The organism is Philodulcilactobacillus myokonensis, from assembly GCF_027923585.1.
Taxonomy (GTDB): Bacteria; Bacillota; Bacilli; order Lactobacillales; family Lactobacillaceae; genus Philodulcilactobacillus; species Philodulcilactobacillus myokonensis.
This window is the reverse complement of sequence record NZ_BRPL01000001.1, coordinates 1-8,014: the sequence shown is the minus strand read 5'-3', so window position 1 is coordinate 8,014 and position 8,014 is coordinate 1. Positions and strand designations below refer to the sequence as shown.

Sequence of the window (8,014 nt, the reverse complement as noted above, 5' to 3'; positions counted from 1 at the left end):
AGCTGCAATCATTGGAAACGTGCGAAGCACGTAGCAGTAAGCTCAGTAAAAGGGTATGAAGAAAACTTAACGTCAAACTTCATACAAAATATTATACTTATAAATGCCAATATGGTAGTGTAAATATAAGCGAAGAATACTTACGAAGAGAGTGGAGCGATAAAAATGGCATTATATGGCTATGCTAGAGTATCAACGGCGGGTCAAAAATTAAAAGACCAAATTTCAATGCTTAGGAAAAATGGTGTTAGACCAAAAAATATTTATCATGAGAAGTTTACGGGAACGAGATTAGATAGGCCAGAATTTCAAAAGTTATTAAAAGTACTACATGATAACGATATTTTAGTAGTTGCCAAGCTAGATCGACTAGCGAGAAATACAAGAGAAGCATTGAATGTAATTCATGATTTAAAACAAAAAGGTGTCATTATTAAAGTGATACAGCCAAGAATGACAGTTAGCAATGACATTGGTGGAAAAATTATGTATAACACATTATTGATGGTTGCCGATATTGAACGAGATATGATTGTAGAGCGGACACAAGCTGGTAAGCGATATGCTAAGGCTCATGATCCAAATTATCGTGAAGGAAGAATGAAACGTACTGATATTAACAATCCTAAATATAAACATTACTATGCGATTTATCGGGAAAGCCTGAAAAAGAGTGCTAAAAAAACAGCGGATGAATTTGGAATAAGTGCACGAAATGTGCAACTTAATAAAGCCCAATTCAGAAAACACTTTAAAGAAATTGAAGATAAAAAAGAGAATCCAAATCAAACTACAATTGATGATTTTATAAAATAAAATTTGTTTGCCTAACAAAATAAGGCAAGCTTTTTTTATTTGTGATAACATCATAATGATCTAAAAAATAAGTTATATTTAATCTAAGGAGTGTTTAATTATGTTGAAAGAAATTAGTAAAATTTTTTGCATTGAAAATAAGTTAAATTTTATAAAAGGAGTGTTTTGTAATGAATAATGTTTAGCTAATAATAAAAAATAATTGTTAGCTGAACAATACGATATATGCTGTAAGACTGCCTATTCGTTTTGTAATCTCAATTTTTAGTCATCCCAAAAAAGCAAAGCTTTTTGGGATGAAAAAATTGAATGAAAAAACGGAATAGACAGTCTGGAAAAGCGATTAACTGTTACTTTATGCTTATAATCGTTGATATAATAGCGATTATACGATAGGGGACAGTAAATCGAACGCAATGTTGAATATGCAGGCTGTACTTAAAACATCCCAGTAAAATCATGGGATGAATTAGAACAGGCAGTAATTAAAGAACAGGCTGTCTGGCAATAATTTATAGTCTGCCTAATCAATATTGATAAGCCTAGCTAACAAAACTGAGGCTTAAAATGTGTGGCTAGCATTAATCAAATAGCAAATTGTCAACGTTCATGAGCAAGGGTAAGCTCGTAAAAAAAAGCCTAAATGTTGGCGAATTTTAACTAAAATTATAAAAAGAGGGAGTGAAAATGGGCAGAAGTACAATTCAACATGAATTAAAAAGAGAATTATTTAATCAATATAAAAATGGCGTAAATAATTCTAGAGATGAAGATAAATCACGGGAACATAAGTTCGGAATACTTAATAAAATTTATACCAAACAGTCATTAAAAGTGCATTTAAGTAGGGTTAAATCATTTTATAAATGGGCAAAGAGCAATCAAATAAAAGCATATAAATTAAACGACATTAAGCCAAAAATGGTGGCTGATTATTTAAACTATCAACAAAAAATTGGCAGGAGTCCATGGACAATATCAGCTGATCTACTAATGTTTAATCATACTGAAGTCGGTAGTGGTAACTGGAATAGTTCATTGACGAAAAAGAAAATCAAAGATGATTATGGCTATAAATTACAACGAAGACAAAGCAAATTAATTACGCATAGCAGAGGATATACTGGTAAATCTTGGATTCAAAACCATAAACGAGAATATGAACGCTACAAAGATCCAATTGATATAGCGAGAGCATTTGGGCTAAGACGTGATGAAATAATTGGAAACCATACAAGCCATGGAGTTAGAGCTAGTTCATTTGTTAATAACCATGGAAAAATGCAGGTTCAAACGATTGGCAAAGGTGGTAAATATCGTGTAGCTAATTGTTTAGGGAGTTATAATCAAAATATGCTCAATAAATACGGTAATAGAGCTATTAGTGAGCCACTAGGAAAAGATGATTTAAAGAAAAAATGGGCTAAAGAGAAACCGTTATTTAATGCTAATGCTAGAGATGTGGGGTTTCATGCATTCAGAAGTGAGTATGCTATAAATAGATTTGAGGAATTAAATACTGGTAAAGACAATAATCAAATCAATATCAATGGATATGTGGGTGATAAATCGGCATTTGAGCAAGTTAGTAAGGACCTGGGACACAATAGATTAGATGTACTTAAATCGTATTTTAGGTAAAAAAAGAACCACTGAATAACGGTCAGCGGTTCTAAAAATATGATAATATATGTATAGGCTATCAAAAGATAGCCAATTCTAAAAAAATAAAAGTGTTTATATTCACAATTAAGTATTATCAGTGCTTAATTGCTAACTAAGCAGTGCTTAGCTATAACTCATAACAATATTATATCACACTAGAATCAATGTAAACAATAATCATTTGAAGTTATGAAATGAATATAAACACTTTCAACTAAAAAAAGTTGGAGGTGTTTTTTAATGCTCAAGGAATTTAATACTAGAAAGTCCATAAGTGAACCACGCCATGGGGGACGTGGGTTTAAGCCATCAAAAATGGTTAAAAAACTAGATAAATACTCATTACTATATAACACACCAATTAAGATTAAGATGACGGGTGCTTATTCAACAGTGACCACACAACATAAGACGGGTAATGTAATTAAAATTACTAGCAAAAATACATATGTAAATACTCACGGTGAACCAGTTAAAAAATTTGGAAAGCATGATCATAAAGCTCAATATGTAAATATTGAAACAGGAGAAATCTTAAAACAGCACCATATCAAGCACTATGGTAAGACTAAAGCTGAATTACCGTATGCTAATTTAGCAAAGACCAGTAGACGATTAACTGATTTAATTCATTGTAATTTCAATGGTGCTAATAATGAATTGCTAGTAACAGCAACTTATAATTCAATATTTAATTCAAAATATATCAAAATTGATGTGAAAAAATGGCTAAGAAAATTAAAGGAAAGATTGAATATTAAAACCAGTGAATTGGTTTATATCGTAGTGTTTGAGCCACAAGGCAATGGTAATTGGCATTGCCATATTCTATTTAAGTTTTTAAATAAAATTAATACTGAAATGGCAATAATCAAACATTATATTTATCAATCATGGGCAAAAGGATACTTGAATTTAAAGCATTTAAGCAGACCAGACTGGTTAGCCAAACATTACTTTAGAATTGATTTAGACAAAATTAATAGTAAAAATAAAAGAAAACGAGCAAGATTAAATGATTATAGAGCTAATCAACGTACTTTTGTAGCATCTAAAAATGTAAGTAAACCAATTATAATTAAAACCATTTATAATTCGGAAATAAGGGCATTTTTAGGCGTGAGATTGTGGTATAAAGCATTTAGATTTGATATTAATAATCACGAAAAACAATATAATTTTAACTGCTATACTGGCTACTACTACAATGCCGAACGTATGTTCGGCAATGCCAAAAATATGATTAGAACGGAACAAATAGCGGTTAGTAATTATAACAAATTAAAGATAAAACAAAGTCATGATCCAAATAATCAAAATGTAAAATCAGTGAAGTTTGATATTATGCTTAAGCAGAAATGGTGGCGTGCGGCTAAAGACAATGACCGATGATTGTTCAGCTAATGTTGGTAAACATTAGCTGCAATCATTGGAAACGTGCGAAGCACGTAGCAGTAAGCTCAGTAAAAGGGTATGAAGAAAACTTAACGTCAAACTTCATACAAAATATTATACTTATAAATGCCAATATGGTAGTGTAAATATAAGCGAAGAATACTTACGAAGAGAGTGGAGCGATAAAAATGGCATTATATGGCTATGCTAGAGTATCAACGGCGGGTCAAAAATTAAAAGACCAAATTTCAATGCTTAGGAAAAATGGTGTTAGACCAAAAAATATTTATCATGAGAAGTTTACGGGAACGAGATTAGATAGGCCAGAATTTCAAAAGTTATTAAAAGTACTACATGATAACGATATTTTAGTAGTTGCCAAGCTAGATCGACTAGCGAGAAATACAAGAGAAGCATTGAATGTAATTCATGATTTAAAACAAAAAGGTGTCATTATTAAAGTGATACAGCCAAGAATGACAGTTAGCAATGACATTGGTGGAAAAATTATGTATAACACATTATTGATGGTTGCCGATATTGAACGAGATATGATTGTAGAGCGGACACAAGCTGGTAAGCGATATGCTAAGGCTCATGATCCAAATTATCGTGAAGGAAGAATGAAACGTACTGATATTAACAATCCTAAATATAAACATTACTATGCGATTTATCGGGAAAGCCTGAAAAAGAGTGCTAAAAAAACAGCGGATGAATTTGGAATAAGTGCACGAAATGTGCAACTTAATAAAGCCCAATTCAGAAAACACTTTAAAGAAATTGAAGATAAAAAAGAGAATCCAAATCAAACTACAATTGATGATTTTATAAAATAAAATTTGTTTGCCTAACAAAATAAGGCAAGCTTTTTTTATTTGTGATAACATCATAATGATCTAAAAAATAAGTTATATTTAATCTAAGGAGTGTTTAATTATGTTGAAAGAAATTAGTAAAATTTTTTGCATTGAAAATAAGTTAAATTTTATAAAAGGAGTGTTTTGTAATGAATAATGTTTAGCTAATAATAAAAAATAATTGTTAGCTGAACAATACGATATATGCTGTAAGACTGCCTATTCGTTTTGTAATCTCAATTTTTAGTCATCCCAAAAAAGCAAAGCTTTTTGGGATGAAAAAATTGAATGAAAAAACGGAATAGACAGTCTGGAAAAGCGATTAACTGTTACTTTATGCTTATAATCGTTGATATAATAGCGATTATACGATAGGGGACAGTAAATCGAACGCAATGTTGAATATGCAGGCTGTACTTAAAACATCCCAGTAAAATCATGGGATGAATTAGAACAGGCAGTAATTAAAGAACAGGCTGTCTGGCAATAATTTATAGTCTGCCTAATCAATATTGATAAGCCTAGCTAACAAAACTGAGGCTTAAAATGTGTGGCTAGCATTAATCAAATAGCAAATTGTCAACGTTCATGAGCAAGGGTAAGCTCGTAAAAAAAAGCCTAAATGTTGGCGAATTTTAACTAAAATTATAAAAAGAGGGAGTGAAAATGGGCAGAAGTACAATTCAACATGAATTAAAAAGAGAATTATTTAATCAATATAAAAATGGCGTAAATAATTCTAGAGATGAAGATAAATCACGGGAACATAAGTTCGGAATACTTAATAAAATTTATACCAAACAGTCATTAAAAGTGCATTTAAGTAGGGTTAAATCATTTTATAAATGGGCAAAGAGCAATCAAATAAAAGCATATAAATTAAACGACATTAAGCCAAAAATGGTGGCTGATTATTTAAACTATCAACAAAAAATTGGCAGGAGTCCATGGACAATATCAGCTGATCTACTAATGTTTAATCATACTGAAGTCGGTAGTGGTAACTGGAATAGTTCATTGACGAAAAAGAAAATCAAAGATGATTATGGCTATAAATTACAACGAAGACAAAGCAAATTAATTACGCATAGCAGAGGATATACTGGTAAATCTTGGATTCAAAACCATAAACGAGAATATGAACGCTACAAAGATCCAATTGATATAGCGAGAGCATTTGGGCTAAGACGTGATGAAATAATTGGAAACCATACAAGCCATGGAGTTAGAGCTAGTTCATTTGTTAATAACCATGGAAAAATGCAGGTTCAAACGATTGGCAAAGGTGGTAAATATCGTGTAGCTAATTGTTTAGGGAGTTATAATCAAAATATGCTCAATAAATACGGTAATAGAGCTATTAGTGAGCCACTAGGAAAAGATGATTTAAAGAAAAAATGGGCTAAAGAGAAACCGTTATTTAATGCTAATGCTAGAGATGTGGGGTTTCATGCATTCAGAAGTGAGTATGCTATAAATAGATTTGAGGAATTAAATACTGGTAAAGACAATAATCAAATCAATATCAATGGATATGTGGGTGATAAATCGGCATTTGAGCAAGTTAGTAAGGACCTGGGACACAATAGATTAGATGTACTTAAATCGTATTTTAGGTAAAAAAAGAACCACTGAATAACGGTCAGCGGTTCTAAAAATATGATAATATATGTATAGGCTATCAAAAGATAGCCAATTCTAAAAAAATAAAAGTGTTTATATTCACAATTAAGTATTATCAGTGCTTAATTGCTAACTAAGCAGTGCTTAGCTATAACTCATAACAATATTATATCACACTAGAATCAATGTAAACAATAATCATTTGAAGTTATGAAATGAATATAAACACTTTCAACTAAAAAAAGTTGGAGGTGTTTTTTAATGCTCAAGGAATTTAATACTAGAAAGTCCATAAGTGAACCACGCCATGGGGGACGTGGGTTTAAGCCATCAAAAATGGTTAAAAAACTAGATAAATACTCATTACTATATAACACACCAATTAAGATTAAGATGACGGGTGCTTATTCAACAGTGACCACACAACATAAGACGGGTAATGTAATTAAAATTACTAGCAAAAATACATATGTAAATACTCACGGTGAACCAGTTAAAAAATTTGGAAAGCATGATCATAAAGCTCAATATGTAAATATTGAAACAGGAGAAATCTTAAAACAGCACCATATCAAGCACTATGGTAAGACTAAAGCTGAATTACCGTATGCTAATTTAGCAAAGACCAGTAGACGATTAACTGATTTAATTCATTGTAATTTCAATGGTGCTAATAATGAATTGCTAGTAACAGCAACTTATAATTCAATATTTAATTCAAAATATATCAAAATTGATGTGAAAAAATGGCTAAGAAAATTAAAGGAAAGATTGAATATTAAAACCAGTGAATTGGTTTATATCGTAGTGTTTGAGCCACAAGGCAATGGTAATTGGCATTGCCATATTCTATTTAAGTTTTTAAATAAAATTAATACTGAAATGGCAATAATCAAACATTATATTTATCAATCATGGGCAAAAGGATACTTGAATTTAAAGCATTTAAGCAGACCAGACTGGTTAGCCAAACATTACTTTAGAATTGATTTAGACAAAATTAATAGTAAAAATAAAAGAAAACGAGCAAGATTAAATGATTATAGAGCTAATCAACGTACTTTTGTAGCATCTAAAAATGTAAGTAAACCAATTATAATTAAAACCATTTATAATTCGGAAATAAGGGCATTTTTAGGCGTGAGATTGTGGTATAAAGCATTTAGATTTGATATTAATAATCACGAAAAACAATATAATTTTAACTGCTATACTGGCTACTACTACAATGCCGAACGTATGTTCGGCAATGCCAAAAATATGATTAGAACGGAACAAATAGCGGTTAGTAATTATAACAAATTAAAGATAAAACAAAGTCATGATCCAAATAATCAAAATGTAAAATCAGTGAAGTTTGATATTATGCTTAAGCAGAAATGGTGGCGTGCGGCTAAAGACAATGACCGATGATTGTTCAGCTAATGTTGGTAAACATTAGCTGCAATCATTGGAAACGTGCGAAGCACGTAGCAGTAAGCTCAGTAAAAGGGTATGAAGAAAACTTAACGTCAAACTTCATACAAAATATTATACTTATAAATGCCAATATGGTAGTGTAAATATAAGCGAAGAATACTTACGAAGAGAGTGGAGCGATAAAAATGGCATTATATGGCTATGCTAGAGTATCAACGGCGGGTCAAAAATTAAAA

6 protein-coding genes are annotated in these 8,014 nt (G+C 30.9%); all 6 read left to right on the top strand.

The window, feature by feature from the left end; all coding sequences use genetic code 11:
• The first annotated feature begins 165 nt into the window (after positions 1-165).
• The 6 genes from WR164_RS00030 to WR164_RS00005 all read left to right on the top strand — a co-directional run bounded on the left by WR164_RS00030 (position 166) and on the right by WR164_RS00005 (position 7,772).
• Positions 166-816 (top strand): recombinase family protein, encoded by a 651-nt coding sequence (locus WR164_RS00030; protein WP_286135488.1) that lies wholly within the window; start codon positions 166-168, stop codon positions 814-816.
• Positions 817-1,503: 687 nt separating this feature from the next.
• Positions 1,504-2,457 (top strand): integrase domain-containing protein, encoded by a 954-nt coding sequence (locus WR164_RS00025; RefSeq protein WP_286135487.1) that lies wholly within the window; start codon positions 1,504-1,506, stop codon positions 2,455-2,457.
• A gap of 264 nt (positions 2,458-2,721) precedes the next feature.
• Positions 2,722-3,873 (top strand): rolling circle replication-associated protein, encoded by a 1,152-nt coding sequence (locus tag WR164_RS00020; RefSeq protein WP_286135486.1) that lies wholly within the window; start codon positions 2,722-2,724, stop codon positions 3,871-3,873.
• Positions 3,874-4,064: 191 nt separating this feature from the next.
• Positions 4,065-4,715, top strand: coding sequence for a recombinase family protein (locus WR164_RS00015; protein WP_286135488.1), 651 nt, complete (start codon positions 4,065-4,067; stop codon positions 4,713-4,715).
• Positions 4,716-5,402: 687 nt separating this feature from the next.
• A complete protein-coding gene (locus tag WR164_RS00010) occupies positions 5,403-6,356 on the top strand; it encodes an integrase domain-containing protein (RefSeq protein WP_286135487.1) in 954 nt (317 codons plus the stop codon).
• 264 nt (positions 6,357-6,620) lie between these two features.
• The gene (locus tag WR164_RS00005) at positions 6,621-7,772 is read left to right on the top strand and encodes a rolling circle replication-associated protein (protein ID WP_286135486.1); all 1,152 of its coding nucleotides are present in this window, start codon (positions 6,621-6,623) and stop codon (positions 7,770-7,772) included.
• Positions 7,773-8,014 lie beyond the last annotated feature (242 nt).

What these genes read in the sequence shown, in the direction of transcription:
- WR164_RS00030 (WP_286135488.1), top strand. Translation starts at nt 166, where the DNA reads ATGGCATTATATGGCTATGCTAGAGTATCAACGGCGGGTCAAAAATTA.
- WR164_RS00025 (WP_286135487.1), top strand. Translation starts at nt 1,504, where the DNA reads ATGGGCAGAAGTACAATTCAACATGAATTAAAAAGAGAATTATTTAAT.
- WR164_RS00020 (WP_286135486.1), top strand. Translation starts at nt 2,722, where the DNA reads ATGCTCAAGGAATTTAATACTAGAAAGTCCATAAGTGAACCACGCCAT.
- WR164_RS00015 (WP_286135488.1), top strand. Translation starts at nt 4,065, where the DNA reads ATGGCATTATATGGCTATGCTAGAGTATCAACGGCGGGTCAAAAATTA.
- WR164_RS00010 (WP_286135487.1), top strand. Translation starts at nt 5,403, where the DNA reads ATGGGCAGAAGTACAATTCAACATGAATTAAAAAGAGAATTATTTAAT.
- WR164_RS00005 (WP_286135486.1), top strand. Translation starts at nt 6,621, where the DNA reads ATGCTCAAGGAATTTAATACTAGAAAGTCCATAAGTGAACCACGCCAT.